Origin of the sequence: Chelativorans salis, from assembly GCF_025336525.1 — a bacterium.
Lineage (GTDB): Bacteria > Pseudomonadota > Alphaproteobacteria > Rhizobiales > Rhizobiaceae > Chelativorans > Chelativorans salis.
Genome location: NZ_JAOCZP010000003.1, coordinates 425,847 through 451,326, shown reverse-complemented (window position 1 = coordinate 451,326; position 25,480 = coordinate 425,847). Strand labels below are relative to the sequence as shown.

Below are 25,480 nucleotides of genomic sequence, written 5' to 3'. Positions count from 1 at the left end.
AGGCGGCTTGGGGCTTTGCCGCGGAAGGGCACCAGACGCCCCATTCTCGCCAAGGTTTGACTTGCGTCCCCTGAACGCCTGCGCTAACCCTCGCCGCGTTGCAACATGGGCTTTGCCGCGCTGCGGGTCGGTCATACCGGCGGCTGTGCAACACGCCCCAGTACGGAGCCTCGCATCACGCGGGCAACGGAAAGTCGGACAATGAACGGTCTCTTGAGTTCATATCTACCCATCGTCATCTTCCTGGCCGTGGCGCTGGGTGTCTGTGCGGCGCTGATCATCGCGCCCTTCGTGGTCGCCTACCGCAACCCGGATCCGGAGAAGCTGTCGGCTTATGAGTGCGGCTTCAACGCCTTCGATGACGCACGCATGAAGTTCGACGTGCGCTTCTATCTGGTCGCCATCCTTTTCATCATCTTCGATCTGGAAGTGGCGTTCCTGTTTCCCTGGGCGGTCTCCTTCGCCGCCATCGGCTGGCTCGGTTTCTGGTCAATGATGGTGTTCCTGGGCGTGCTGACCATCGGCTTCATCTATGAGTGGAAGAAGGGAGCGCTGGAATGGGATTGAACGACACGCTCGTCGCGCCCAAGCCGCGCGGCATCATCGACCCCAACACCGGGAATCCGGTAGGCGAGAATGATCCGTTCTACGGCTCGATCAACGAGGAGCTTTCCGACAAGGGCTTTCTGGTCACCTCGTCGGAAGCGCTGGTCACCTGGGCGCGCACCGGCTCGCTCATGTGGATGACCTTCGGGCTTGCCTGCTGTGCGGTGGAGATGATGCACGTCTCCATGCCGCGCTACGACGCCGAGCGATTCGGCATCGCCCCGCGCGCCTCGCCGCGCCAGTCGGATGTGATGATCGTCGCCGGCACGTTGACCAACAAGATGGCGCCGGCGCTGAGGAAGGTCTACGACCAGATGCCGGAGCCGCGCTACGTCATCTCCATGGGCTCCTGCGCCAATGGCGGAGGCTACTATCACTATTCCTATTCGGTGGTGCGCGGCTGCGACCGCATCGTGCCGGTCGATATCTACGTGCCGGGCTGCCCGCCGACCGCCGAAGCGCTGCTCTACGGCATCCTTCTTCTGCAGAAGAAGATTCGCCGCACCGGCACCATCGAGCGGTAGGAGGGCACAATGAGCGAAGCCCTGAAGGACCTAGCGGCCTACATTACCGAAAAGCTCGACGCGCAGATCCAGGACGCCATGATCGCCTATGGCGAGCTCACGCTGTTCGTGGAGGCGGGCGACATCATCGATGTCCTGAATTTCCTGAAGACGGACGTCCAGTGCCAGTTCTTCGCCTTCATCGACATCTCCGGCGTCGACTACCCGGCGCGCGAGAAGCGTTTCGAGGTCGTCTACCATCTGCTGTCGCCGCGCCAGAACCAGCGCATCCGCGTGAAGGTGTCGACGGACGAGGATACGCCGGTGCCGTCCGCGGTCGAGGTATTCCCGGCCGCCGACTGGTACGAACGCGAGATCTACGACCTTTATGGGGTTCTCTTCACTGATCACCCCGACCTGCGCCGCATCCTGACGGACTACGGCTTCGAGGGGCATCCTTTGCGCAAGGATTTTCCACTCACCGGCTTCGTTCAGGTGCGCTACGACGGCGACGCCCGGCGGGTGATCTACGAGCCGGTGGATCTGCGCCAGGAATTCAGGAACTTCGACTTTCTCTCGCCGTGGGAAGGGACGGACTACGTCCTGCCGGGCGACGAGAAGGCGCAGAAGTGAGGGCAGAGCGATGATGATGGATGGGTTTTCCTCGTGGCATTGGCTTGGCTTCCTGGTCTATGCGGCGATCATTATCGTGCCGTTCTGGCAAATCTTTCCGCGCGCCGGCTGGCATCCGGCGGTAAGCCTGCTGATGGTCGTGCCGCTCCTCAACATCCTCATCCTTTGGGCTTTGGCCTTCAAGCGCTGGCCGGGAGACGCGTGATCCATGCCTGAGACTTCCGTCCGCAACTTCAACATCAACTTCGGCCCGCAACATCCGGCCGCGCACGGCGTTTTGCGCCTCGTGCTGGAGCTGGACGGCGAGGTGGTCGAGCGCGTCGATCCGCATATCGGGCTTCTGCACCGCGGCACGGAGAAGCTGATCGAGCACAAGACCTATCTGCAGGCCGTGCCTTATTTCGACCGGCTCGACTATGTGGCACCGATGAACCAGGAGCACGCCTTTGCGCTGGCCGTGGAGCGCCTGCTCGGCATCGACGTGCCGATCCGCGGGCAGTTGATCCGCGTGCTTTATTCCGAGATCAGCCGCATCCTGAACCATCTCCTGAACGTCACTACGCAGGCTATGGACGTCGGCGCGCTCACGCCGCCTCTCTGGGGCTTTGAGGAGCGCGAGAAGCTGATGGTCTTCTACGAGCGCGCCTCGGGCTCGCGCATGCACGCAGCCTATTTCCGTCCCGGCGGTGTGCACCAGGACCTGCCGGAGAAGCTGGTCGAGGATATCGGCAAGTGGATCGACCCGTTCCTGAAGACCGTCGCCGACCTCGACGAGCTTCTGACGAACAACCGCATCTTCAAGCAGCGCAACGTCGATATCGGCGTCGTCAGCCTCGAGGATGCGTGGGCATGGGGCTTCTCCGGCGTCATGGTGCGCGGCTCGGGTGCTGCCTGGGACCTGCGCAAGAGCCAGCCCTACGAGTGCTATCCGGAGATGGAGTTCGACATCCCGGTCGGCAAGAACGGCGATAATTACGACCGCTATCTCCTGCGCATGGAAGAGATGCGCCAGTCCGCCCGCATCATGCGGCAATGCGTGGAGCGGCTTCTGGGCCCCGAGCGCGTCGGGCCGGTGTCAAACCAGGACGGCAAGGTCGTGCCGCCCAAGCGCGGCGCCATGAAGCGCTCCATGGAAGCGCTCATCCATCACTTCAAGCTCTACACGGAAGGCTATCACGTGCCGGCCGGCGAGGTGTATGCGGCGGTGGAGGCCCCGAAGGGCGAGTTCGGCGTCTATCTGGTCTCCGACGGCACCAACATGCCCTATCGCTGCAAGCTGAGGGCGCCCGGCTTCGCCCACCTTCAGGCCATGGACTTCATGTGCCGCGGGCACCTTCTCGCCGATATCGCCGCCGTGCTCGGTTCCATCGACATCGTGTTTGGTGAGGTAGACAGATAATGTCAGTGCGCCGTCTTGCAGACGAAGCCGTCCAACCGAAGGGCTTCGCCTTCACCCGGGCGAACGAGGCCTGGGCGAAGCAGACGATCAAGAAGTATCCGAAGGGGCGCGAGCACTCGGCGGTGATCCCGCTTCTGATGCGCGCCCAGGAGCAGGAAGGCTGGGTCACCCGCACGGCGGTCGAATATGTCGCCGAGATGCTCGACATGCCGCTTATCCGCGTGCTTGAGGTGGCGACCTTCTACACCCAGTTCCAACTTGCCCCGGTCGGGACGCGGGCGCATGTGCAGGTTTGCGGCACCACGCCCTGCATGCTGCGGGGGGCGGGCGACCTTATCGAGACCTGCAAGAAGAAGATCCACCCAGAGCCTTTCCACACCAACGAGGCGGGCACGCTTTCCTGGGAAGAGGTGGAGTGCCAGGGCGCCTGCGTGAATGCGCCCATGATCATGATCTTCAAGGACACCTATGAGGACCTGACGCCGGAGCGGCTGGAGGAGATCATCGACGCCTTCGAGGCGGGCAAGGGAGATACCATCCAGCCGGGACCGCAGATCGACCGCTTTACCTCGGCGCCGGCTTCTGGTTCCACAAGCCTCACCGACGAGAGCGCGATCATCAAGTTCCCGCAGCGCGAAAAACGCGGTGCAAAGCGGGCGGGCGCCGGTGCGGAGCCCGCGCACGTGCCGCCGTCGCGGGCAGCCAAGCCGCAGACCGAGGCCTTGGAGACATCCGCCGCCGTCAAATCACCGTCGCCCGTGAATGTGCGGGGTAGAAATGAGAAGGCAACGAGCGTCAAGGCGCCGGAGACCGATGCGAAGCAGGCCAACCATGTGTCCGAGGAGGTGGAACTTACCTCGCGCACCCGCGGCCACAGTGAGCATCGCAAGTCGGAAGAGCCGGCGCTTCGCTCGCCGGAGTTGAGAAAGGCGCGGTCCTTGGGCCGGAGTGAGCCCGGTCCCGAGGCGCCGCGGAAGCGCACCGCTGATGAGAAGAACAGACCGCAAGGCATCCGCCGCCCCGCGAAGCCCGACGACCTGAAGATGATCTCCGGCGTGGGGCCGAAGATCGAAGGTATCCTCAACGATCTCGGCATCTACACCTATGAACAGGTGGCCAAATGGAAGAAGGCCGAGCGCGAGTGGGTGGACGGCTACCTGAAATTCCACGGCCGCATTGAGCGCGAGGACTGGGTGAAGCAGGCCAAGGCGCTGGCAAAGGGCGGTGCTGCCGAATATGAGCGCGTCTTCGGCAAGAAGCCGCGGTGAGGAGAGTGTGATGCTTCAGGACAAGGACCGCATCTTCACCAATATCTATGGCCGCTTCGACCGCTCGCTGAAGGGCGCCCAGGCGCGCGGCCACTGGGACGGCACGAAGGCGCTCCTGGACAAGGGGCGCGACTGGATCGTCAACGAGATGAAGGCCTCCGGCCTGCGCGGGCGCGGCGGCGCCGGCTTCCCGACGGGGCTCAAGTGGTCTTTCATGCCGAAGGAGAGCGATGGCCGGCCGCATTATCTCGTCGTCAACGCCGACGAATCCGAGCCGGGCACTTGCAAGGACCGCGACATCATGCGCCACGACCCGCACACGCTGGTCGAAGGGTGTCTTGTCGCCGGCTTCGCCATGGGCGCGCACACGGCCTATATCTACGTGCGCGGCGAGTTCATCCGCGAGCGCGAGGCCCTGCAGGCAGCCATCGACGAGTGCTATGAGGCGGGCCTGCTCGGCAAGAACAACAAGAACGGCTGGGACTTCGACGTCATCGTCCACCACGGCGCTGGCGCCTATATCTGCGGTGAGGAGACGGCGCTTCTGGAGAGCCTGGAGGGCAAGAAGGGTCAGCCGAGGCTGAAGCCGCCTTTCCCGGCCAATGTCGGCCTCTACGGCTGCCCGACCACCGTCAACAACGTCGAATCCATCGCCGTGGCACCGACCATCCTGCGCCGCGGGGCGGCGTGGTTCTCCTCCTTCGGACGCGACAACAACAAGGGCACGAAGCTCTTCTGCATCTCCGGGCACGTCGAAAACCCGTGCACGGTGGAAGAGGAAATGTCGATCCCCTTCCGTGAGCTGATCGAGCGCCACTGCGGCGGCGTGCGCGGCGGCTGGGACAACCTGCTGGCGGTCATCCCCGGCGGCTCCTCGGTGCCGCTGGTGCCGGCCAACCAGATCATCGACGCGCCGATGGACTTCGATTCGCTGCGCGACCTGAAGTCGGGCTTGGGCACGGCGGCCGTCATCGTCATGGACAAGTCCACCGACATCGTGAAGGCCATCGCCCGGCTCTCCTATTTCTACAAGCACGAGAGCTGCGGCCAGTGCACGCCGTGCCGCGAGGGCACGGGCTGGATGTGGCGCGTGATGGAGCGGCTGGTGCGCGGCGAGGCGAGGAAGCACGAGATCGACATGCTGCTCGACGTCACCAAGCAGGTGGAAGGCCACACGATCTGCGCCCTGGGCGACGCGGCCGCTTGGCCGATCCAGGGCCTGATCCGTCATTTCCGCCCGGAGATCGAGCGGCGCATAGACGAATTCACCCGCAACGCCCACCGCGCGGAGCCCGCGCTGGTGGCGGCGGAGTAAAGGCAATGGTGAAGGTTCACGAGACCAGAGACAGTCTCGATGTGCGCGATGCGATCGTCGCCAATTCGAGGTTTGATGATGTGAATCTGTCCAACAGCAGCTTTCACAACGTGAACTTGTCGGCCAGCGTCCTGACCCAGGTGAATATGAGCAATGCGAAGGTGGAAGGCGCCAACCTGTCAAATACGCTCCTTGCAGATGTGAACCTGAGCGATGTCAGGATCGAGAAGGCGCAGATCGCCGGCATGATGATCAACGGCGTGGCGGTCAGCGACCTGTTTCAGGCCTACGAGGCGGCGCGCCTCAAAGGGGACAAGTGATGGCGAAGTTGAAAGTCGACGGCACGGAGATCGAGGTTCCCGATCACTACACGCTGCTGCAGGCCGCTGAGGAGGCCGGCGCCGAGATTCCGCGCTTCTGCTTCCATGAGCGGCTGTCGGTCGCCGGCAACTGCCGCATGTGCCTGATCGAGGTGAAGGGCGGCCCGCCGAAGCCAGCCGCCTCCTGCGCCATGGGCGTGCGCGACCTGCGCCCGGGCCCCAATGGCGAGGCGCCGGAGATTTTCACCAACACGCCGATGGTGAAGAAGGCGCGTGAGGGGGTGATGGAGTTCCTGCTCATCAACCATCCGCTCGACTGTCCGATCTGCGACCAGGGCGGCGAATGCGATTTGCAGGACCAGGCGATGGCCTTCGGTGTGGATTCCTCGCGCTATCACGAGAACAAGCGCGCGGTGGAAGACAAATATATTGGCCCACTGGTCAAGACGATCATGACGCGCTGCATCCACTGCACGCGCTGTGTCCGCTTCACCACGGAAGTCGCCGGCATCTCCGAACTCGGCGCCACCGGCCGCGGCGAGGACATGGAGATCACCACCTATCTGGAAGAGGCGATGACGTCGGAGCTTCAGGGCAACGTGATCGACCTTTGCCCGGTCGGCGCGCTGACGTCGAAGCCCTACGCCTTCCAGGCGCGGCCCTGGGAGCTTTCCAAGACCCAGTCCATCGACGTGATGGACGCCGTCGGTTCGGCTATCCGCGTCGACGCGCGCGGCCGCGAGGTGATGCGCATCCTGCCGCTCGTCAACGAGGCGGTGAACGAGGAGTGGATCTCCGACAAGACCCGCTTCGTCTGGGATGGCTTGCGCACGCAGCGCCTGGACCGGCCCTATGTGCGCAGGGGCAAGCGCCTCGAGCCCGCCACCTGGAGCGAGGCCTTCGAGGCCGTTGCCAAGGCGGTCGGCAAGGCCGCGCCGGAGAAGATCGGCGCCATCGCCGGCGACCTGGCGAGCGTCGAGGAGATGTACGCGCTGAAGAAGCTCGTGCAGTCGCTGGGCTCGTCCAACTACGACTGCCGCCAGGACGGCACCGTGCTCGATCCCGCGCTGGGCCGCGCCAGCTACATCTTCAATCCGACCATTGAGGGCATCGAGGAAGCCGATGCGCTTCTGGTCGTCGGCGCCAACCCGCGCTTCGAGGCGGCGGTCTTGAACGCCCGTATCCGCAAGCGCTGGCGCATGGGCGCCTTCCCGATCGGCGTGATCGGCGAAGGCGGCGACCTGCGCTACGGCTACGAGCACCTGGGCGCCGGACCGGAGACGCTGGCCGAGCTTGCCGGCGGCAAGGGCAAGTTCCTCTCCGTGCTCAAAAAGGCCAAGCGGCCGATGATCATCGTCGGCCAGGGCGCGCTCGCCCGCTCGGATGGTCGCGCCGTGCTCGGTCAGGCGGCGAAGCTCGCCGAGGCCGTGGGCGCCGTCAAGGCTGACTGGAACGGCTTTGCCGTGCTGCACACGGCGGCTGCCCGCGTCGGCGGGCTCGACATCGGCTTCGTGCCGAGCGAGGGCGGCAAGGATGTCGCTGGCATGATGGGCTCAATGGACATGCTCTTCCTGCTCGGTGCCGACGAGATCGACATGGGACAGATCGGCGACGCCTTCACCGTATATATCGGCACCCACGGCGACGCCGGCGCGCACCGCGCCGACGTCATCCTGCCGGGCGCCACCTATGCGGAGAAGTCGGCCACCTACGTGAACACGGAAGGCCGCGTGCAAATGACCAACCGCGCCGGCTTCGCGCCGGGCGATGCGAAGGAGGATTGGGCCATCCTGCGGGCGCTGTCGGACGTGCTCGGCCACAAGCTCCCCTTCGATTCGCTGGCCGCGCTGCGCGCCAGGCTTTATGAGGAGCATCCGCATATGGCGGCAATCGACGGTATCGAGGCCGGCAGGCCGGCCGAGGTCGCCGCCCTTGCCAAGCTGGGTGGTCGGCGTAAGAAGGCACCTTTCGCCTCGCCGGTGAAGGACTTCTACCTGACCAACCCGATCGCGCGCGCTTCGGCCATCATGGCCGAGTGCTCGGCACTCGCGCGTGGCGAACTGAAACAGGCGGCCGAGTAGAGACGAGACCATGGGATCCTTCTTCACAATCTATGTGCTTCCGGGCCTCGTGATCCTTCTGCAGTCGGTCGTTCTGATCGTCGCGCTGCTGATCTTCGTCGCCTATATCCTCTACGCCGACCGCAAGGTGTGGGCCGCAGTGCAGCTTCGCCGCGGGCCGAACGTGGTCGGTCCCTGGGGCCTCTTCCAGGCCTTCGCGGATCTGCTCAAGTTCGTCTTCAAGGAACCGGTCATCCCGTCCGGCGCCAACAAGGGCATCTTCCTCCTGGCGCCGGTGGTAGCTGCCGTTCTGGCGATTGCCGCCTGGGCGGTGATCCCGATCAACGAGGGCTGGGTGATCGCCGACATCAATGTCGGCATCCTCTTCGTCTTCGCCATCGCCTCACTGGAGGTCTACGGCGTTATCATGGGCGGCTGGGCCTCGAACTCGAAATACCCGTTCCTGGGTGCGCTCCGCTCGGCCGCGCAGATGGTCTCCTACGAGGTCTCCATCGGCTTCGTCATCATCACGGTGCTTCTGGCGGTCGGCTCGCTCAACTTGACGGACATCGTCCTGTCGCAGCGCGACGGAATCGGCACCATGGTGGGCCTTCCGAACACCTTCCTGGACTGGCACTGGCTGGCGCTGTTCCCGATGTTCATCGTCTTCTTCATCTCCGCGCTGGCCGAGACCAACCGCCCGCCTTTCGATCTCGTGGAGGCCGAATCCGAGCTGGTCGCCGGCCATATGATCGAGTACTCCTCGACGCCGTTCTTGCTCTTCTTCCTCGGCGAATATGTCGCCATCGTCCTGATGTGCGCGCTCACCACCATCCTGTTCCTCGGCGGATGGCTGCCGCCCTTCGACTTCGCGCCGTTTACCTGGGTGCCGGGCGTCTTCTGGTTCGTGCTCAAGGTGGCGCTGGTCTTCTTCATGTTCGCCCTCGTAAAATCATTCGTGCCGCGTTACCGCTACGACCAGCTCATGCGGCTCGGCTGGAAGGTGTTCCTGCCGCTCTCGCTCTTCATGGTGGCGGCCACCGCGGCGTTCCTGAAATTCACGGGGCTGGCATGAGCTTCATGACGGCGGTCCAGCCCACCCTTTCCGGAGAATGACGATGTCAGTTCTCGCACAAGCCGCAAAAAGCCTCCTGCTGAAGGAGTTCGTCGGCGCGGTCATCCTGTCGATGCGTCAGTTCTTTGCGCCGAAATACACGGTCAACTACCCGCACGAGAAGGGGCCGATCAGCCCGCGCTTCCGTGGCGAGCACGCGCTTAGGCGCTATCCCAACGGCGAGGAGCGCTGCATCGCCTGCAAGCTGTGCGAGGCGATCTGTCCGGCGCAGGCGATCACCATCGAGGCCGGCCCGCGCCGCAACGACGGCACGCGCCGCACGGTGCGCTACGATATCGACATGGTGAAGTGCATCTATTGCGGCTTCTGCCAGGAAGCCTGCCCCGTCGACGCCATCGTCGAGGGACCGAATTTCGAATTCGCGACGGAGACGCGCGAGGAACTCTACTACGACAAGGAGAAGCTCCTGGCCAACGGCGACCGGTGGGAGCGCGAACTGGAGCGCAACATCGCGTTGGACTCGCCGTATCGGTGAGGCTTCCAGAGCAATTCCAGGAAAAGTGGAAACCGGTTTTCCGTCCGGAATTGCGACAAAGCAAAGGGTTAGATCGGATCGTCGATTCCGTGAAACGATGATCCGCTCTAGGAGTGGACGAGGGCAGGGCGCTCGTCTAAGAGCAAACGGCTTGTCGGCAACCGGCGGGCAAAAACGGGCCGGGGCGGCAGTTTCGGCCAAGGCAAATGTCGAGGGAATCGATGCTGACAGGACTCGGGGCGATATTCTTCTATCTGTTCGCCTTCATCGCGGTCGCGGCGGCCTTCATGGTCATTTCCGCGCGCAACCCCGTTCATTCGGTTCTCTACCTGATCGTCACCTTCTTCAACGCGGCCGCACTCTTTCTGCTGACGGGCGCCGAGTTCCTGGCGATGATCATGCTCATCGTCTATGTCGGCGCGGTCGCCGTTCTTTTCTTGTTCGTCGTCATGATGCTCGACGTCGATTTCGCGGAATTGAAGCAGGGTGCCCTGCAATACGCGCCGATCGGCGCCACGGTGGGGATCATCCTCGCTGTCGAACTGGTGGTGGTGCTGGGCGGCTACGCTTTTTCGCCGGAGATCGCGGCCGAGGTCGCCAAGCCCACTCCAGCTATCGCCGAGCGGCAAAATACAGCGGCTCTGGGCGACATTCTCTACACGGATTACATCTTCTTCTTCCAGATTGCGGGCCTCGTGCTGCTTGTGGCCATGATCGGCGCCATCGTGCTGACGCTGCGCCACAAGGAGAATGTGAAGCGCCAGAGCGTTCCCGCCCAGGTGGCGCGGGATCCGGCTACGGCCATCGAAATCCGCAACGTGGAAACGGGCGAGGGGATCTGACGATGGAAGTCGGCATCGCGCATTATCTGACGGTTTCGGCCATCCTGTTCACGCTCGGCGTGTTCGGCATCTTCCTGAACCGCAAGAACGTCATCATCATCCTGATGTCCGTCGAGCTCATCCTGCTTGCCGTGAACCTCAACTTCATCGCCTTCTCGGCGGTGCTGGGGGATCTGGTCGGCCAGGTCTTCGCGCTTTTCGTGCTTACCGTTGCCGCGGCCGAGGCCGCGATCGGCCTTGCCATCCTGGTGGTCTTCTTCCGCAACCGCGGCTCGATCGCTGTGGAAGACATCAACATGATGAAGGGCTGAAGAGGGGACCTTCATGTATCAAGCGATCGTTTTCCTTCCGCTTGCGGGCTTCCTGATTGCTGGGCTTTTCGGCCGCTCGATCGGCGCCAAGGGGGCGGAATACATCACCTCCGGACTTCTGGTGATCGCCGCTATCCTTTCGTGGATCGCCTTCTTCACCTTCGCCCTGGGCGACGGTGAGGCCTTCACCGTTCCGCTGCTGCGCTTCATCTCCTCGGGTGCGCTCGACGTCGACTGGGCGCTGAGGATCGACACGCTGACGGTGGTGATGCTGGTCGTCGTCAACACGGTCTCCTCGCTGGTGCACATTTACTCCATCGGCTACATGCACCACGACCCGCACCGGCCGCGCTTCTTCGCCTATCTGTCGCTTTTTACCTTCGCCATGCTGGCCCTGGTGACGGCAGACAACCTGGTGCAGATGTTTTTCGGCTGGGAGGGCGTCGGCCTCGCCTCCTATCTGCTGATCGGCTTCTGGTACAAGAAGCCCTCGGCCAACGCCGCTGCTATCAAGGCCTTTATCGTCAACCGCGTCGGCGACTTCGGCTTCGCGCTCGGCATCTTCGGCGTCTTCGTACTGTTCGGCTCGATCAATTTCGACACCATCTTCGCCAATGCCGCCACCTTCCTTCCCGCCGATGGCGGGGCGGGCGAGCCGGTGCTCAACTTCCTCGGCTACGCGCTTACCAATCAGGCCGCGCTGACCGTCGTCTGCCTGCTTCTGTTCCTCGGCGCCATGGGCAAGTCCGCGCAGGTGCCGCTACACACATGGCTGCCTGACGCCATGGAGGGCCCGACACCGGTCTCGGCCCTGATCCATGCCGCGACAATGGTGACGGCTGGCGTCTTCATGGTGGCCAGGCTTTCGCCCATCTTCGAGCTGTCCTCGACGGCGCTCGTGGTGGTAACGGCCGTCGGCGCCTTCACCGCCTTCTTCGCTGCCACGGTCGGTCTCGTGCAGAATGACATCAAGCGCGTCATCGCCTATTCGACCTGCTCGCAGCTCGGCTACATGTTCGTGGCGCTGGGGACCGGCTTCTACAGCGCCGCCATCTTCCACCTGTTCACCCATGCCTTCTTCAAGGCGCTTCTGTTCCTAGGCGCCGGCTCCGTCATCCACGCGGTCTCCGACGAGCAGGACATGCGCAAGATGGGTGGGCTGCGCAGGCTGATCCCGCAGACCTACTGGATGATGATCATCGGCACGCTGGCGCTGACGGGCGTCGGCATTCCCGGAACCATCATCGGCACCGCCGGCTTCTTCTCCAAGGACGCTATCATCGAGGGCTCTTTCGTTGCCCACAACGCGGTGGCGCCGATCGCCTTCACGCTGCTGGTTGTCGCCGCCATCTTCACCAGCTTCTACTCCTGGCGCCTCATCTTTCTGACTTTCCACGGCAAACCGCGGGCTTCAGCCGACGTCATGCACCACGTGCATGAATCGCCCATGGTCATGCTGGTGCCGCTATTCCTGCTGGCGGCCGGCGCGGTCTTCGCCGGAATTATCTTCGAGGGCTACTTCGTCGGCCACGAGTACGACCACTTCTGGAAGGGCGCGCTCTTCACGCTGCCCGGCAACGAGATTGTGGAAGAGTTCCACCACGTACCGCTGTGGGTGAAGCTGTCGCCGTTCGTGGCCATGCTGCTTGGCCTGCTCGTCGCCTGGCAGTTCTACATCCGCTCGCCGGAAAGCCCCAAGGAGCTCGCCAGAAGGCAGCGCGTGCTCTACGCCTTCCTGCTCAACAAGTGGTACTTCGACGAGATTTACGACTTCCTCTTCGTCAATCCGGCGAAGCGCCTGGGCACCTTCTTGTGGAAGAAGGGCGACGGCTGGCTTATCGACGGCTTCGGCCCCGACGGCATCTCCGCCCGCGTCATCGACGTCACCAACCGCGTGGTCAAGATGCAGACCGGGTACCTCTACCACTACGCCTTCGCGATGCTGATCGGCATCGCCGCCCTCGTGACCTGGATGATGCTCGGGAGTTCCTTCTAAATGACCGACTGGCCTATTCTTTCCACGGTCACCTTCCTGCCGCTCGTCGGCGCCTTCCTCATCCTCATGATCCGGGATGATGGGGCGAGCGCGCGCCGCAATATCCGCAACGTTGCGCTTCTGACGACCGTCTTCACCTTTATCCTGTCGCTGTTCGTGTGGATCGGTTTCGATGCCTCGGTGCCGGGCTTCCAGATGGTGGAGAAGCGGGAGTGGCTGGATGCCGGCATCTCCTACCACATGGGCGTCGACGGCATCTCGTTGCTCTTCGTCATCCTGACGACCTTCCTGATGCCGTTCTGCATCCTGGCGAGTTGGGAAGCGATCGATACCCGCGTCAAGGAATACATGATCGCGTTTCTGATCCTGGAAACGCTGATGATCGGCGTCTTCTGCGCCCTCGACATCGTGTTGTTCTACGTCTTCTTCGAGGGTGGCCTCATCCCGATGTTCATCATCATCGGCGTATGGGGGGGGAAAAGGCGCGTCTATGCGAGCTTCAAGTTCTTCCTCTATACGCTCCTGGGTTCGGTGCTCATGCTCCTGGCCATCATGGCCATGTTCTGGGAGTCCGGTACGACCGACATCCCGACGCTGCTCACCCACGTCTTCCCGACGCATATGCAATACTGGCTATGGGGCGCCTTCTTTGCCTCCTTCGCGGTGAAAATGCCCATGTGGCCGGTGCACACGTGGCTGCCTGATGCCCACGTGGAAGCGCCGACGGCGGGTTCGGTTATCCTGGCCGGCATTCTCCTAAAGATGGGCGGCTACGGCTTCCTGCGCTTCTCCCTGCCCATGTTTCCCGTCGCCTCGATGGATCTCGCGCCCTTTGTGTTCGCGCTTTCCATCGTCGCCATCATCTACACCTCGCTGGTGGCGATGATGCAGGCCGACATGAAGAAGCTGATCGCCTATTCGTCCGTCGCCCATATGGGCTTCGTCACCATGGGCATCTTCGCCCTCAACCAGCAGGGCGTGCAGGGGGCCATCTTCCAGATGATCTCGCACGGCCTGGTCTCCGGCGCGCTGTTCCTATGCGTCGGCGTCATCTACGACCGCATGCACACGCGCGAGATCGCCGCCTATGGCGGGCTCGTCAACAACATGCCGAAATACGCGGTCGCCTTCATGGTCTTCACCATGGCCAACGTGGGGCTGCCCGGCACCAGCGGCTTCGTCGGCGAGTTCCTCACCCTGCTCGCCGCCTTCCAGGTCAACACCTGGGTCGCCTTCTTCGCCACCACCGGGGTCGTCCTGTCGGCGGCCTATGCGCTGTGGCTTTATCGCCGGGTCATCTTCGGTGCGCTGACCAAGGAGAGCCTGAAGGGCCTCGCCGACCTGTCGCTGCGCGAGAAGACGATCCTCTATCCTCTCGTCGCCCTCGTCATCTTCTTCGGCGTCTATCCAGCGCCGCTGCTCGATGTCACGGCGACATCGGTGGAAGCGCTGCTCAACCAGGTGAGCGTGTCTTTCGACATGGCCCAATCCGGCGCGGCATCCAATTGAACGGGAACATCTCGCATGACGTTTGATCTGACCTCGAGCCTGATCCTTTCCGTTCCCGAGCTGGCGCTGGCGCTGAGCGCGATGGCGCTGCTGATGGTCGGCGTGTTCTCCGGCGAGCGAGCCAACACCACCGTCACCGGCCTGTCCGTCGCTGTGCTGTTGGCGGCGATTGTCTGGATCGTCGTCTTCCCGGCTCAGGGCGAAGCCTTCGGGGGCGCGTTCATCAACGACCCCTTCGCCCGCTTCATGAAGCTTCTGACGCTGGTGGGCGCGGCGGTTACGCTCATCATGTCCGTGGGATTCGCCAAGGCCGAGAGGTTCGACAAGTTCGAATACCCGGTCCTCATCATGCTCTCCACCCTCGGCATGATGCTGATGATCTCGGCCAACGACATGCTCTCGCTCTATATGGGCCTCGAGCTGCAGTCGCTCGCCCTCTATGTCGTCGCCGCCATCAATCGCGACAGCCTGCGCGCCACGGAGGCGGGGCTGAAATACTTCGTCCTCGGCGCGCTCTCCTCCGGCATGCTGCTCTACGGCATCACGCTCGTCTACGGCTTCACGGGCAACACGGGCTTCGAGGCCATCGCCGCTGCCCTTTCCGGCGGTGAGCGCCAACTTGGCCTGGTCTTCGGCCTCGTCTTCGTGCTCGCCGGTCTCGCCTTCAAGATTTCCGCCGTCCCCTTCCACATGTGGACGCCCGACGTCTACGAAGGCGCGCCGACGCCCGTCACAGCCTTCTTCGCCGCCGCTCCCAAGATGGCGGCCATGGCGCTCTTGGTGCGCGTCGTGATGGGTGCCTTCGAGCCTATCGCCTTCGACTGGCAGCAGATCATCGTTTTCATCTCCATCGCCTCGATGCTGCTCGGCGCCTTCGCAGCCATCGGCCAGCGCAACATCAAGCGGCTGATGGCCTATTCCTCGATCAGCCATATGGGCTACGCGCTGGTCGGCCTCTCGGCGAATTCGCCGGAAGGCGTGCGCGGCGTCGTCATCTACATGCTGATCTATCTGGCGATGACGCTCGGCACCTTCGCCTTCATCCTGGCCATGCGCCGCAACGAGACGAATGTCGAGCAGATCGACGATCTGGCGGGACTTTCGGCCACCAACCCGATGATGGCCACCATCATGACCATCCTCATGTTCTCGCTGGCCGGCATCCCGCCGCTCGCCGGCTTCTGGGCCAAGTGGTACGTGTTCCTGGCCGCCATCAACGCCCAACTTTACTGGCTTGCGGTCATCGGCGTGCTGGCCTCGGTGGTGGGTGCGTACTATTACCTGCGCATCATCAAAGTGATGTGGTTCGACGAGTCAGTCGGCGCCTTCCAGCCGATGGCGGGCGAACTGCGCTTCGTGCTCGGGCTCTCCGGCGCCTTCGTGCTGTTCTACGTGTTTTTCGGCGGCCCCGTCGGGCGTCTGGCGGAAGCCGCGGCGATGACCTTTTTCTGATCGATGTTCGCGGTCGCGCCTTCGGCTCTTGCCGCCGGCTACCGGCTGGAAGCGCATGAAAGCGTCGGCTCCACCAACGCTCTGGCCCTCGAGCGGGCGCGCGAGGGCGAGCCGGACAAGCTCTGGGTCGTCGCAGCACAGCAGACCGGCGGCCGCGGCAGGCGAGGGCGCCCGTGGGCGACGCCACCGGGAAATCTCGCAGCCACTCTGCTGATCAAGGAAACGCCCGACGCGGCGACCGCCGCCACTCTCGGTTTCGTCGCCGGACTGGCACTGGGGGATGCACTTTCCGCCGTCGTGCCCACCGCGAAGGTGGCGCTCGGCGTCGACGGCGCCGATGCCGGACGCAGCCGCTTCGAGCTGAAATGGCCGAACGACGTCCTGGCCGATGGGGCAAAGCTGTCGGGCATCCTCCTGGAATCCTCGATGTTGGAAGGCGATCGCCTGGCGCTTGCCATCGGCATCGGCGTCAATGTGGTCTCGCACCCCGAGGACGTTCCCTATCCCGCGACATCGCTCTCAAGGCTCGGCGCCAAGGCGGATGCGGGAGAATTGTTCCTGGCGCTTTCCGACGCCTGGGTCGACAATATGCGCCTATGGAACGGCGGGCGCGGCCTGGCGGTTATCCGCGAGCGGTGGCTGAAGCGTGCCGCGGGCCTCGGCAGCGCGGTTTCCGTGCGTGTCGATGGGCGGGTCGTGCGAGGTATCTTTGAAACGATCGACGAAGCGTGCCGGTTCGTTATCCGCGAGGACGACGGTTCGCGCCTGCGGATCGCTGCCGGCGACGTCCATTTCGGCGCAGTAGCGTCGGCGCACGCGTAGCGAAAGAATAAGGAAGCAGACGTGGCATCGGAAAAAGCAGAACTGGTGTTTTGCCCGCTTGGCGGGGTTGGCGAGATCGGCATGAACTTCGCGCTTTACGGCTACGGCCCGCGCGACAAGCGTACGTGGATCATCGTCGACTGCGGCGTCACCTTTCCGGGGCCGGATCTGCCTGGCGTCGACCTCGTGTTGCCCGACACCCGCTTCATCGAAAGTGAGGTGGAAAACCTCGCCGGCATCGTCATCACTCATGCCCACGAGGACCACTACGGCGCGCTTCTCGATCTCTGGCCGCGCCTTAAGGTCGATGTATGGATGACGCCGTTCACCGCCGGTCTACTGGAGGCCAAGCGCGCCGGCGAGCAGAATGCGCCGGACATCCCTGTGACCATCTTCAAGGCCGGCGAGACGTTCACAATCGGCCCCTTCTCAATAGAGGCGGTCGAGGTCACCCATTCCATCCCCGAGCCTGTGTCGCTCGCCATCACCAGTCCCGCGGGCACCATCATCCACACCGGCGACTGGAAACTCGACCCCGCGCCCGCGCTAGGCCCCAAGACGGACGAAGCCCGCTTCCGTGCGCTCGGCGAGGCCGGCGTCCTTGCGCTCATCTGCGATTCCACCAATGCCATGCGCGAGGGCGAGTCCCCGTCCGAGGAGGCGGTGGGCGAGGGGATCAAGGAAGTGATCGAGAGGGCGAGCGGCCGTGTCGCCGTCACCACTTTCTCATCCAATGTCGGGCGCATCCGTTCGGTCGCCGAGGCCGCGCGCGACACCGGGCGGCAGGTGCTCGTACTCGGCCGCTCGCTGCAGCGTGTCATCGAGGTGGCGGACGAGCTCGGCTATCTCGAAGGCCTGCCGCCGTTCCTCTCGGAGGAGGATTTCGGCTACATTCCGCGCGAGAACGCCGTCATCCTGTGCACGGGAAGCCAGGGCGAGCCGCGCGCCGCACTGGCCAAGCTGGCGCGCGACGAGATGCGCAACGTGGCGCTGTCGCCGGGCGACACGGTAGTCTTCTCCTCGCGCACCATTCCCGGCAATGAGAAGGCGATCCTGACCCTAAAGAACCTGTTCATCGAGCAAGGAGTGAAGGTGATCGAGGATAAGGACGCGCTCATCCACGTCTCCGGCCATCCGCGCCGCAGCGAGCTCAAGCAGATGTATGATTGGGTGAAGCCGCAAATCCTCGTGCCGGTCCACGGCGAGGCGGCGCACCTCGTCGCCCACGGCGCGCTGGGTGCCATATCGGGCATTCCCGAGGTGGCGCAGGTGCGGAACGGTGACATGCTGCGGCTGGCGCCGGGTGCCGCCGAGATCATCGACCAGGTGCCCTTCGGCCGCATCTTCAAGGAGGGCAGGGTGATCGGCACTGACGAAGAGGTGGGCGTGCGCGAAAGACGCAAGCTCTCCTTCGCCGGCCATGTTGCCGTCAACGTCGTCCTCGACGACCGCTACGATCTCGCAGGCGATCCGGATCTGGTCGCTCTCGGCGTGCCTGATGTGGATGGGCGCGGCGAGCCGCTGGAGGAGATCATGCTGGAGGCCGCCGTCGGCGCCGTCTCCAGCATCCCGCGCCCGCGCCGAAAGGACCTCGATCTGGTGGCCGAATCGGTGCGCCGTGCCGTCCGCGCTGCCGCCAACGACGCCTGGGGCAAGAAGCCGATTGTGACGGTCTTCGTGACCCAGTAGAGGAGGGGACGAGTGCTCGGCAGGCTCAACCACGTGGCGATTGCAGTGCCCGATCTTGCTGCCGCCGCGGCGGTCTATGAAGGAACGCTGGGAGCGCAAGTCTCCGCGCCGCAACCCTTGCCCGAGCACGGCGTGACGGTGGTCTTCATCGACCTCGGCAACACCAAGGTGGAGCTTTTGGAGCCGCTCGGTGAAGGTTCCCCCATCGCCGGTTTCTTGGAAAAGAATCCTTCCGGCGGCATGCACCACCTCTGCTACGAGGTGGACGACATCCTCGCCGCCCGCGACAGGCTATTGGCGGAAGGCGCGCGGGTTCTTGGCGACGGCGAGCCGAAGGCCGGCGCCCACGGCAAGCCGGTGCTGTTCCTCCACCCGAAGGATTTTTTCGGCACGCTGGTCGAGATCGAAGAGGTGTGACGGCACGCCGCGCCGCCGGTGTTTTAAAACCGCGGCCCGAACGGCTATTTTCAGTTTGCTGGCAGGACGGGTTGGATGCGCACCGGGCATCCGCGCCGTGCCTGCAACGGAGACACCCGAATGAACTGGATATCGCTCGCCGCCGTTTTCTTCATCGTCTGGTGGGTGATGCTGTTCGTCTCGCTGCCGGTCGGTCTGCGCACCCAGGATGACGAGAAGGACGTCGTTCTCGGCACCACCTCGAGTGCTCCGCGCGGTCCCCACATGCTGCGGGCAATCGTCCGCGCGACGCTTTTGACGGCCATCGTCGTCGCGGTCTTCTACGTCGTCACACGCGTGCTGGGCTATTCCTTCGACGATATCCCGCGCATCGTGCCGGATTTCTGAGGAGGGCGGGCACCTATGGCCCAAAAAAAATGCAAGGCACCAGGCCTTGCAACTAAACGCGTCCGATCCGTTTCCGTTTCGTTAAACGGCGGCTGCGATTGCCCGCGCCAGGACCGTATCCTCCCAAGACTTTGACCGCGTGATGAGAAGCGGATTAAGCTTCCGCCCTCTTATTTTGTGATGGGTACATTAGACCAAATTCCGACGCAATGTCACGAAAAATTTTGCGTCACCATAGCCCTGTTACCACTTTGCTTCTCTCGTCCGCCGGCACGCATCGCAGAGGACGGGAGACACGGGCAAAGCGCCGGGTTTTCAACCCGTCATGAAATAGCTAAGAAGCCTGACGATATCTCTGGCGGGGATGATTCCGCCCCCTCATGCTCACGGACCGGTTCATGCGACTGTCGCGCTACTTCCTGCCCATCCTGAAGGAGAACCCCCGCGAGGCGGAGATCGTCTCGCACCGGCTGATGCTGCGCGCCGGCATGATCCGCCAGCAGGCGGCCGGCAGCTTCTCCTGGCTGCCCTTGGGCAAGCGTGTCCTCGACAATGTGTGCCGGATCGTTCGCGAGGAACAGGATCGCTCCGGCGCTCACGAGATTCTGATGCCCACAATCCAGTCGGCGGATCTGTGGATGGAGAGCGGCCGCTACGATGACTACGGCAAGGAGATGCTGCGCATCACCGACCGGCACGAGCGCAAGATGCTCTACGGCCCCACCAACGAGGAGATGGTGACCGACATCTTCCGCGCCTATGTGAAATCCTACAAGGACATGCCGCTGAACCTCTATCACATCCAGTGGAAGTTCCGCGACGAGGTGCGCCCGCGCTTCGGCGTCATGCGCTCGCGCGAATTCCTGATGAAGGACGCCTACACCTTCGATCTGGATTTCGAAGGCGCCAAGGCCGCGTATAACCGGATGTTCGTCGCCTACTTGAGAACCTTCACGCGCCTCGGGCTACAGGCCATCCCCATGCGCGCGGAGACCGGGCCCATCGGCGGCGATTTGAGCCACGAGTTCATCATCCTCGCCTCCACGGGCGAGAGCGAGGTATTCTGCCACAGGGATTTCCTCGGCCTTTCCGTGCCCGGGGCGGATGTGAACTTCGCGGACGATACCGAGATTGCCGGCATCGTCTCGGAGTGGACTGCACCCTATGCGGCGACCGACGACATGCACGACGAGGCGGCCTGGGCAGACGTGCCGGAGGACAAGCGGCTTTCGGCACGTGGTATCGAGGTGGGCCACATCTTCCACTTCGGCACCAAATATTCCAAGCCCATGAAGGCCACCGTCACGGGGCCGGACGGGCAGGAGCATCTCGTCTCTATGGGCTCCTACGGCATCGGGCCGAGCCGTCTGGCCGCCGCCATCATCGAGGCGAGCCACGACGACAACGGCATCATCTGGCCGGAAAGCATCGCACCTTTCGACATCGCGCTCATCAACATGAAGGTGGGCGATGCGGAGTGCGACCGCGTTTGCGAAGAACTCTATGCCGGGCTGACGGCGGCTGGCCGCGAGGTGCTCTACGACGACACCGAGAGCCGCGCCGGCGCCAAGTTCGCCACCGCGGACCTCATCGGCCTGCCCTGGCAGATCGTCGTCGGCCCGCGCGGCGTGGCTGCCGGCGAGGTGGAAGTGAAGAACCGCGCCACCGGAGAGCGCGAGGCGATGCCGGTTGCGTCGGTGGCTGACAGGTTCGGCGCCGGCGCATGAGCGCGACCGCGGAAGCCAGTGCAGGGGCGGGTCCCTTCTCGCGGTTCGAACGACTCGTCGCCTGGCGCTATCTGCGTTCGCGGCGCAAGGAGACGGTGGTTTCCGTCATCGCCTCCATCTCCTTCATCGGCATCATGCTGGGCGTGGCTACGCTGATCGTCGTCATGGCAGTGATGAACGGCTTCCGCGCCGAGCTGCTCACCCGCATTCTCGGCGTCAACGGCCATCTGATCGTGCAGCCGGTCGACATGCCGCTCGACGACTACGAAGCCGTCGCCGGGCGCATCGCCGAGGTGCCGGGCGTCGAACTCGCGGTCCCGTTGGTGGAAGGGCAGGTGCTGGCGAGCGGGCGCAGCGGCCAGGGCACCGGCGCGCTCGTCCGCGGCGTGCGCGCCGAGGACCTCACCAGGATGGACCTCGTGGCACAGCACATCCGCCACGGCTCGCTGATCGATTTTGCTGCAGGCGAGGGGGTGGCGGTCGGCTCGCGCCTTGCCCAGGCGCTGGGCCTTGCGCTTGGCGATTCCATTACGCTGGTCTCGCCGGAAGGCGACGTCACACCCTTCGGCACGACGCCGCGCGTCAAGTCCTATCCGGTGACGGCAATCTTCGAGATCGGCATGTCGGAATACGACGCCTCCCTCGTCTATATGCCCATAGAGGAAGCGCAGCTCTATCTGAACGTGGAGGGTCTGGCTCGGGTCATCGAGGTCTTCGTCGACAACCCCGACAACGTGGGTGCGCTGCGGCCGCTGGTCGAGGAAGCGGCCCAGCGTCCGGTCTCCATCAGCGACTGGCGCCAGCGCAACCAGACCTTCTTCTCCGCGCTCGAGGTGGAGCGCAACGTCATGTTCATGATCCTGACCATGATCGTGTTGGTGGCGGCTCTCAACATCATTTCCGGCATGATTATGCTGGTGAAGGACAAGGGCCACGACATCGCCATCCTGCGCACGATGGGGGCGACCAGTGGCGCCATCATGCGCATCTTCCTGATGGCGGGGGCGGCGATCGGCGTCGCCGGCACGATCGCCGGGTTCATCCTCGGCACCTTGCTTTGCCTCAACGTGGAATCGATCCGTCAGTTTTTCTCCTGGCTCTCCGGCACGACGATTTTCAATCCGGAAGTCTATTTCCTGAGCCAATTGCCGGCCGAGATGGAGACGGGCGAAACGCTCTCTGTGGTGCTGATGGCGCTGCTGCTGTCCTTCCTCGCCACGCTCTTCCCCGCCTGGCGCGCCTCGCGCCTCGATCCTGTTGAAGCCCTGAGATACGAATAACTCGAGATACAAATAAATGGCCGACAGCGTGCTGGAACTGAAAGCAGTCGAACACCGATATGTGCAGGGGCCGAAGGAGCTGACCATCCTCAGCGGCGCCGACTTCACGCTGACGCCCGGGGAGATGGTGGCGCTGGTGGCGCCGTCGGGCACCGGAAAGTCGACGCTTCTGCATATCGCCGGGCTGCTGGAGCATCCCGAGGGCGGCGACGTCATCGTCAACGGCCAGTCCTGCGCCGGCCTTTCGGACGACAGGCGCACGGCGATCCGCCGCAGCGAGATCGGCTTCGTCTATCAGTTCCACCACCTCCTGCCGGAGTTTTCCGCGCTGGAAAACGTGATGATGCCGCAGCTTATTGCCGGTCTGGAGCCGGCCGAGGCGAAGGAGCGGGCAGACCAGCTCCTCGCCTACATGAAGATCGGCGAGCGCGCGGCGCACCGGCCAGCCGAGCTCTCTGGCGGCGAGCAGCAGCGCGTGGCCATCGCCCGCGCCGTCGCCAACGCGCCGCTTGTTCTTCTGGCCGACGAGCCGACGGGGAACCTCGATCCGGGGACGGCGGGCTACGTGTTCGAGGCGCTGGAAGCGCTGGTGCGCCAGTCCGGTCTCGCCGCCCTTATCGCCACGCACAATGAAGGCCTCGCCGCCCGCATGGATCGCCGCGTGACGCTCTCGGAAGGTAAGGTGGTGGACGTACCAGCATAGATCAATTCCGCGAGAAAGTGGGACAGGTTCCCGTCCGAAATGGCGGCAGAACCAAAGTATCGGGGTCATCGATTCCCCGAGACACGATGATCCGCTCCAGGCGCCCGACCTCCGCAAGCGTTCGCGTCGTCTCATGCATGGACGAGGATGTTGACCAGCTTGCCAAACGGGTCGCGCACGAAAAACCGGCGCACGCCCCAGGGCTCGTCCGCCGGCCCGTATTCCACCGCAAAGCCCGCCTGCTTCATACGCTCCAGTGCCGCCTCCAGATCATCCACCTCGATAGACAGGTCGGGCACGGGCGTCCCCGAGCCGCCCTCAGTGGCGAAGCTGATCTGCACACGTGCTTCTTCGTGCGTGCCATAAGTCGCGATCCAGCCGTGATCCATGAGCAGGTCGAGACCCAGCACGTCTTCGTAAAAACGCCGCGCCGCCGCAATGTCCTTCGTGCTTATGTTGGCAACAATCCGCTTGACCTTCACGCCACGCCTCCCACGCTTCTGCTGCACGACACCTCCCGTTGAGGTGCCGGTACTTCTCTGAAATTCCCTTCTATTCCAAGCTTTCGTCGCCCGCCATGGCGCTGCCCTTTACCGGCCGTTAACGCTGCCGGCTAGCGTGGCAGCAGGTATCAGGCAACCCAATTGACACGAACAAAACTAGAACATATAAGGATCGTATCAAGATCATTCGACGCTTATCCACAGGAGAGTTCCATGACCGATCTCATTCAGGATGTTGCTTCGCTGGTTGCCGTCAGCTCCTTCATCGTCGTCGTCGCCACCTGGATCGGTGCGCTGTAGAAGCGAAAAGGAAGGGGCCGCGCGAAGGCGGCCCCTCCGGAAATGGTAGAGCCCCAAGCCGTCCTCAGTCGCCTATAGCCACGCCCTCGCGCCGCGGGTCGGCGCCGCCCTCCAGTCCTTCAGGCGTGAAAGCGACGCCGTGGAGGCCGGAAGTGAGGTCCGTGATGTCGACCTCGAAGCCGAGCGCTTCAAGCTCGTCGGCGAACGCTTCGGCGGGCGTGCCGGCTTCGACCGCATAGGTGCCGAAGCGGTTGGTTAGATGCGGCAGGGAGATTGCCTGCTGCATGTCCATATCCCAGTCGATCAGCGCGATGATGCTGTTGGCGACATAGGGAATGATGTTGGAGCCGCCCGGCGATCCGAGCGCAAAGGCGGGTTCACCGTCTTCCAGGATGATCGTCGGCGACATTGAGGAACGCGGGCGCTTACCCGGTTCCACCCGGTTGGCCACGGCCTCGCCATCGCTTTCCGGCGCGAAGGAGAAGTCGGTGAGCTCGTTGTTGAGCAGGAAGCCCGCCGCCATCTGCCGCGAGCCGAAGCCGTTCTCGATGGTGGTGGTGACGGAGGCGATATTGCCGTCCTTGTCGACGATGACGAAATGCGAGGTAGACGGGCGCTCGGGCTCAAGGCCGGGCATGCGCAGTTCCGCCTTGTCCCAGGGCGGCGAGCCGGCCTCAACCTCGTCCTCGCCAAGCGCCGTCGGCCGGCGCAGGAGGGCAGCGCGGCTCTCCAGATAATTCTGGTTCAAGAGCCCCTGCGGCATGGAGACGAAGTCGCTGTCGGCCATATAGAGCCCGCGGTCGGCGAAGGCGAGCCGCGTCGCATCACCGATGATGCGCCAGGTCTCCGGATCGTCCGGCCCAAGTGCGGCAAGGTCGAAATGCGAGACCATGCCGAGAATCTGCCCCACGGTCAGGGCGCCGGAGGAGGGCGGTCCCATCCCGCAGACGTCATAGCCACGATAGGGCGCGCAGACTGCGGGACGCTCTTTCACCTCGTAGGCCGCCAGGTCCTCGAGGCTCAGGAGGCCCGGGTTGCTCGGGTGGTCCTGCACGGCGGCGACGATCTTCTCGGCGATCTCACCGGTATAAAAGGCCTCGGAGCCGCCCTCGGCGATCGCCCGCAGCGTTTCGGCGTATTCGGGATTCTTGAGCTGCGTGCCCTCGGCAAGCGGTTCACCGTCCGCGTCGTAGAAATAGGCGCGCGCCGCTTCCTCCTGGTCGAGCTTGCCCCGGTCGTTGGCGATCAGCGTGTGAAGCCGCGGCGAAACGGCGAAGCCGCCCTCGGCCAGTTCGATGGCCGGCGCCAGAAGGTCCGCCCAGTCGAGCGCCCCATAGCGCTCGTGCACCGTCTCCATCAGCCGCACCGTGCCCGGTGTTCCCACCGAGCGGCCGCCGATAACGGCGTCGAAGAAGGCGAGCGGCTCGCCCTCATCGTCGAGGAAAAGGTCGGGCGAGGCGGCCATCGGCGCGGTCTCGCGACCGTCGAAGGTAGTGATTTCGCCGCTTTCCCCATCGTACCAGACGAGAAAGGCGCCGCCGCCGAGGCCGGAGGATTGTGGCTCTACGAGGCCGAGCACGGTCTGCACGGCCACCAGCGCATCGGCCGCACTTCCGCCCTGCCGCAGCACCTCGGTCCCCGCCTCCGCGGCGAGCGGATTGGCCGCCGCCACCATCTGCCGCTTCGCCGGGACGACTGTCCTTTCCCCGCTGCCGCTGCCGATCTCCGGCGCCAGCGTATCGGCTGCCTGCTGGGCCGCGGCGGGCAGGCCGAGCGCCAGCCCCGCAGCCAGCGTCAGCGCACCGATCGTCAATCCCTTCTCCTGCAT

26 protein-coding genes are annotated in these 25,480 nt (G+C 63.9%); 24 read left to right on the top strand and 2 right to left on the bottom strand.

Annotated features, from left to right (window positions below; translation table 11 throughout):
- The first annotated feature begins 201 nt into the window (after positions 1–201).
- The 23 genes from N5A92_RS12265 to N5A92_RS12155 all read left to right on the top strand — a co-directional run bounded on the left by N5A92_RS12265 (position 202) and on the right by N5A92_RS12155 (position 22,849).
- The gene (locus N5A92_RS12265; RefSeq protein WP_260903037.1) at positions 202–567 is read left to right on the top strand and encodes an NADH-quinone oxidoreductase subunit A; all 366 of its coding nucleotides are present in this window, start codon (positions 202–204) and stop codon (positions 565–567) included.
- Positions 558–1,130 (top strand): NuoB/complex I 20 kDa subunit family protein, encoded by a 573-nt coding sequence (locus N5A92_RS12260; protein WP_260903036.1) that lies wholly within the window; start codon positions 558–560, stop codon positions 1,128–1,130. The genes N5A92_RS12265 and N5A92_RS12260 overlap by 10 nt, the downstream gene beginning before the upstream one ends.
- A gap of 9 nt (positions 1,131–1,139) precedes the next feature.
- A complete protein-coding gene (locus N5A92_RS12255) occupies positions 1,140–1,742 on the top strand; it encodes an NADH-quinone oxidoreductase subunit C (RefSeq protein ID WP_260903034.1) in 603 nt (200 codons plus the stop codon).
- A 10-nt stretch (positions 1,743–1,752) separates the two neighbouring features.
- Positions 1,753–1,947 (top strand): hypothetical protein, encoded by a 195-nt coding sequence (locus N5A92_RS12250; protein WP_260903033.1) that lies wholly within the window; start codon positions 1,753–1,755, stop codon positions 1,945–1,947.
- Positions 1,948–1,950: 3 nt separating this feature from the next.
- Positions 1,951–3,141 carry an NADH-quinone oxidoreductase subunit D gene (locus N5A92_RS12245; protein WP_260903032.1) on the top strand — a complete coding sequence of 397 codons (1,191 nt, stop codon included), beginning with the start codon at positions 1,951–1,953 and terminating at the stop codon, positions 3,139–3,141.
- Positions 3,141–4,409: an NADH-quinone oxidoreductase subunit E gene (locus tag N5A92_RS12240; protein ID WP_260903030.1), complete on the top strand. Its 1,269-nt coding sequence runs from the start codon at positions 3,141–3,143 to the stop codon at positions 4,407–4,409. Before N5A92_RS12245 ends, N5A92_RS12240 begins: the two co-directional genes overlap by 1 nt.
- Before the next feature lie 10 nt (positions 4,410–4,419).
- The gene (gene nuoF, locus N5A92_RS12235; protein ID WP_260903029.1) at positions 4,420–5,724 is read left to right on the top strand and encodes an NADH-quinone oxidoreductase subunit NuoF; all 1,305 of its coding nucleotides are present in this window, start codon (positions 4,420–4,422) and stop codon (positions 5,722–5,724) included.
- An 8-nt stretch (positions 5,725–5,732) separates the two neighbouring features.
- Positions 5,733–6,044, top strand: a complete 312-nt coding sequence (locus N5A92_RS12230; RefSeq protein ID WP_260903027.1) for a pentapeptide repeat-containing protein — start codon at positions 5,733–5,735, stop codon at positions 6,042–6,044.
- The gene (nuoG, locus tag N5A92_RS12225; protein WP_260903025.1) at positions 6,044–8,125 is read left to right on the top strand and encodes an NADH-quinone oxidoreductase subunit NuoG; all 2,082 of its coding nucleotides are present in this window, start codon (positions 6,044–6,046) and stop codon (positions 8,123–8,125) included. Before N5A92_RS12230 ends, nuoG begins: the two co-directional genes overlap by 1 nt.
- A 10-nt stretch (positions 8,126–8,135) precedes the next feature.
- A complete protein-coding gene (gene nuoH, locus N5A92_RS12220) occupies positions 8,136–9,179 on the top strand; it encodes an NADH-quinone oxidoreductase subunit NuoH (RefSeq protein ID WP_260903024.1) in 1,044 nt (347 codons plus the stop codon).
- A gap of 43 nt (positions 9,180–9,222) precedes the next feature.
- On the top strand, positions 9,223–9,714 hold the full coding sequence (nuoI, locus tag N5A92_RS12215; protein WP_260903022.1) for an NADH-quinone oxidoreductase subunit NuoI: 492 nt from the start codon (positions 9,223–9,225) through the stop codon (positions 9,712–9,714).
- Between the two features lie 221 nt (positions 9,715–9,935).
- Complete coding sequence (locus N5A92_RS12210) at positions 9,936–10,556, top strand: NADH-quinone oxidoreductase subunit J (protein ID WP_260903021.1); 621 nt, start codon at positions 9,936–9,938, stop codon at positions 10,554–10,556.
- 2 nt (positions 10,557–10,558) lie between these two features.
- A complete protein-coding gene (gene nuoK, locus N5A92_RS12205; protein ID WP_159586338.1) occupies positions 10,559–10,867 on the top strand; it encodes an NADH-quinone oxidoreductase subunit NuoK in 309 nt (102 codons plus the stop codon).
- 13 nt (positions 10,868–10,880) lie between these two features.
- Positions 10,881–12,863, top strand: a complete 1,983-nt coding sequence (gene nuoL, locus N5A92_RS12200; protein ID WP_260903020.1) for an NADH-quinone oxidoreductase subunit L — start codon at positions 10,881–10,883, stop codon at positions 12,861–12,863.
- Entirely contained in the window at positions 12,864–14,372 is a 1,509-nt protein-coding gene (locus N5A92_RS12195; protein ID WP_260903017.1) for an NADH-quinone oxidoreductase subunit M, read from the top strand. It begins immediately after the preceding gene.
- A 15-nt stretch (positions 14,373–14,387) separates the two neighbouring features.
- On the top strand, positions 14,388–15,824 hold the full coding sequence (nuoN, locus tag N5A92_RS12190; protein ID WP_260903016.1) for an NADH-quinone oxidoreductase subunit NuoN: 1,437 nt from the start codon (positions 14,388–14,390) through the stop codon (positions 15,822–15,824).
- Between the two features lie 3 nt (positions 15,825–15,827).
- Entirely contained in the window at positions 15,828–16,646 is an 819-nt protein-coding gene (locus N5A92_RS12185) for a biotin--[acetyl-CoA-carboxylase] ligase (RefSeq protein WP_260903015.1), read from the top strand.
- 81 nt (positions 16,647–16,727) lie between these two features.
- Positions 16,728–18,335 carry a ribonuclease J gene (locus tag N5A92_RS12180; RefSeq protein ID WP_260903596.1) on the top strand — a complete coding sequence of 536 codons (1,608 nt, stop codon included), beginning with the start codon at positions 16,728–16,730 and terminating at the stop codon, positions 18,333–18,335.
- 12 nt (positions 18,336–18,347) lie between these two features.
- Positions 18,348–18,752, top strand: a complete 405-nt coding sequence (gene mce, locus N5A92_RS12175) for a methylmalonyl-CoA epimerase (RefSeq protein WP_260903014.1) — start codon at positions 18,348–18,350, stop codon at positions 18,750–18,752.
- A gap of 120 nt (positions 18,753–18,872) precedes the next feature.
- Positions 18,873–19,139 (top strand): DUF1467 family protein, encoded by a 267-nt coding sequence (locus N5A92_RS12170; RefSeq protein WP_260903013.1) that lies wholly within the window; start codon positions 18,873–18,875, stop codon positions 19,137–19,139.
- A gap of 398 nt (positions 19,140–19,537) precedes the next feature.
- A complete protein-coding gene (proS, locus tag N5A92_RS12165; protein ID WP_260903593.1) occupies positions 19,538–20,866 on the top strand; it encodes a proline--tRNA ligase in 1,329 nt (442 codons plus the stop codon).
- A complete protein-coding gene (locus tag N5A92_RS12160; protein WP_260903012.1) occupies positions 20,863–22,146 on the top strand; it encodes a lipoprotein-releasing ABC transporter permease subunit in 1,284 nt (427 codons plus the stop codon). Before proS ends, N5A92_RS12160 begins: the two co-directional genes overlap by 4 nt.
- Positions 22,147–22,162: 16 nt before the next feature.
- On the top strand, positions 22,163–22,849 hold the full coding sequence (locus N5A92_RS12155) for an ABC transporter ATP-binding protein (RefSeq protein ID WP_260903011.1): 687 nt from the start codon (positions 22,163–22,165) through the stop codon (positions 22,847–22,849).
- A gap of 131 nt (positions 22,850–22,980) precedes the next feature.
- On the opposite strand, the gene N5A92_RS12150 is transcribed toward N5A92_RS12155, so the two are convergent.
- Positions 22,981–23,331: a VOC family protein gene (locus tag N5A92_RS12150; RefSeq protein WP_260903009.1), complete on the bottom strand. Its 351-nt coding sequence runs from the start codon at positions 23,329–23,331 to the stop codon at positions 22,981–22,983.
- 162 nt (positions 23,332–23,493) lie between these two features.
- Here N5A92_RS12150 and N5A92_RS12145 point away from each other — a divergent pair, with 162 nt between their 5' ends.
- The gene (locus N5A92_RS12145; RefSeq protein ID WP_260903007.1) at positions 23,494–23,652 is read left to right on the top strand and encodes a hypothetical protein; all 159 of its coding nucleotides are present in this window, start codon (positions 23,494–23,496) and stop codon (positions 23,650–23,652) included.
- A 64-nt stretch (positions 23,653–23,716) separates the two neighbouring features.
- Here N5A92_RS12145 and ggt read toward each other — a convergent pair whose 3' ends face one another.
- Positions 23,717–25,480, bottom strand: a complete 1,764-nt coding sequence (ggt, locus tag N5A92_RS12140; protein ID WP_260903005.1) for a gamma-glutamyltransferase — start codon at positions 25,478–25,480, stop codon at positions 23,717–23,719.

Bases quoted from the DNA above. Each gene is read 5' to 3' on its own strand.
- proS (WP_260903593.1), top strand. From the start codon at position 19,538: ATGCGACTGTCGCGCTACTTCCTGCCCATCCTGAAGGAGAACCCCCGC.
- N5A92_RS12160 (WP_260903012.1), top strand. From the start codon at position 20,863: ATGAGCGCGACCGCGGAAGCCAGTGCAGGGGCGGGTCCCTTCTCGCGG.
- N5A92_RS12250 (WP_260903033.1), top strand. From the start codon at position 1,753: ATGATGATGGATGGGTTTTCCTCGTGGCATTGGCTTGGCTTCCTGGTC.
- N5A92_RS12240 (WP_260903030.1), top strand. From the start codon at position 3,141: ATGTCAGTGCGCCGTCTTGCAGACGAAGCCGTCCAACCGAAGGGCTTC.
- ggt (WP_260903005.1), bottom strand. From the start codon at position 25,480: ATGCAGGAGAAGGGATTGACGATCGGTGCGCTGACGCTGGCTGCGGGG.
- nuoF (WP_260903029.1), top strand. From the start codon at position 4,420: ATGCTTCAGGACAAGGACCGCATCTTCACCAATATCTATGGCCGCTTC.
- nuoL (WP_260903020.1), top strand. From the start codon at position 10,881: ATGTATCAAGCGATCGTTTTCCTTCCGCTTGCGGGCTTCCTGATTGCT.
- N5A92_RS12260 (WP_260903036.1), top strand. From the start codon at position 558: ATGGGATTGAACGACACGCTCGTCGCGCCCAAGCCGCGCGGCATCATC.
- N5A92_RS12265 (WP_260903037.1), top strand. From the start codon at position 202: ATGAACGGTCTCTTGAGTTCATATCTACCCATCGTCATCTTCCTGGCC.
- N5A92_RS12210 (WP_260903021.1), top strand. From the start codon at position 9,936: ATGCTGACAGGACTCGGGGCGATATTCTTCTATCTGTTCGCCTTCATC.
- nuoH (WP_260903024.1), top strand. From the start codon at position 8,136: ATGGGATCCTTCTTCACAATCTATGTGCTTCCGGGCCTCGTGATCCTT.
- nuoK (WP_159586338.1), top strand. From the start codon at position 10,559: ATGGAAGTCGGCATCGCGCATTATCTGACGGTTTCGGCCATCCTGTTC.
- nuoG (WP_260903025.1), top strand. From the start codon at position 6,044: ATGGCGAAGTTGAAAGTCGACGGCACGGAGATCGAGGTTCCCGATCAC.
- N5A92_RS12185 (WP_260903015.1), top strand. From the start codon at position 15,828: ATGTTCGCGGTCGCGCCTTCGGCTCTTGCCGCCGGCTACCGGCTGGAA.
- nuoN (WP_260903016.1), top strand. From the start codon at position 14,388: ATGACGTTTGATCTGACCTCGAGCCTGATCCTTTCCGTTCCCGAGCTG.
- N5A92_RS12180 (WP_260903596.1), top strand. From the start codon at position 16,728: ATGAACTTCGCGCTTTACGGCTACGGCCCGCGCGACAAGCGTACGTGG.
- N5A92_RS12245 (WP_260903032.1), top strand. From the start codon at position 1,951: ATGCCTGAGACTTCCGTCCGCAACTTCAACATCAACTTCGGCCCGCAA.
- N5A92_RS12170 (WP_260903013.1), top strand. From the start codon at position 18,873: ATGAACTGGATATCGCTCGCCGCCGTTTTCTTCATCGTCTGGTGGGTG.
- N5A92_RS12255 (WP_260903034.1), top strand. From the start codon at position 1,140: ATGAGCGAAGCCCTGAAGGACCTAGCGGCCTACATTACCGAAAAGCTC.
- N5A92_RS12195 (WP_260903017.1), top strand. From the start codon at position 12,864: ATGACCGACTGGCCTATTCTTTCCACGGTCACCTTCCTGCCGCTCGTC.
- N5A92_RS12155 (WP_260903011.1), top strand. From the start codon at position 22,163: ATGGCCGACAGCGTGCTGGAACTGAAAGCAGTCGAACACCGATATGTG.
- nuoI (WP_260903022.1), top strand. From the start codon at position 9,223: ATGTCAGTTCTCGCACAAGCCGCAAAAAGCCTCCTGCTGAAGGAGTTC.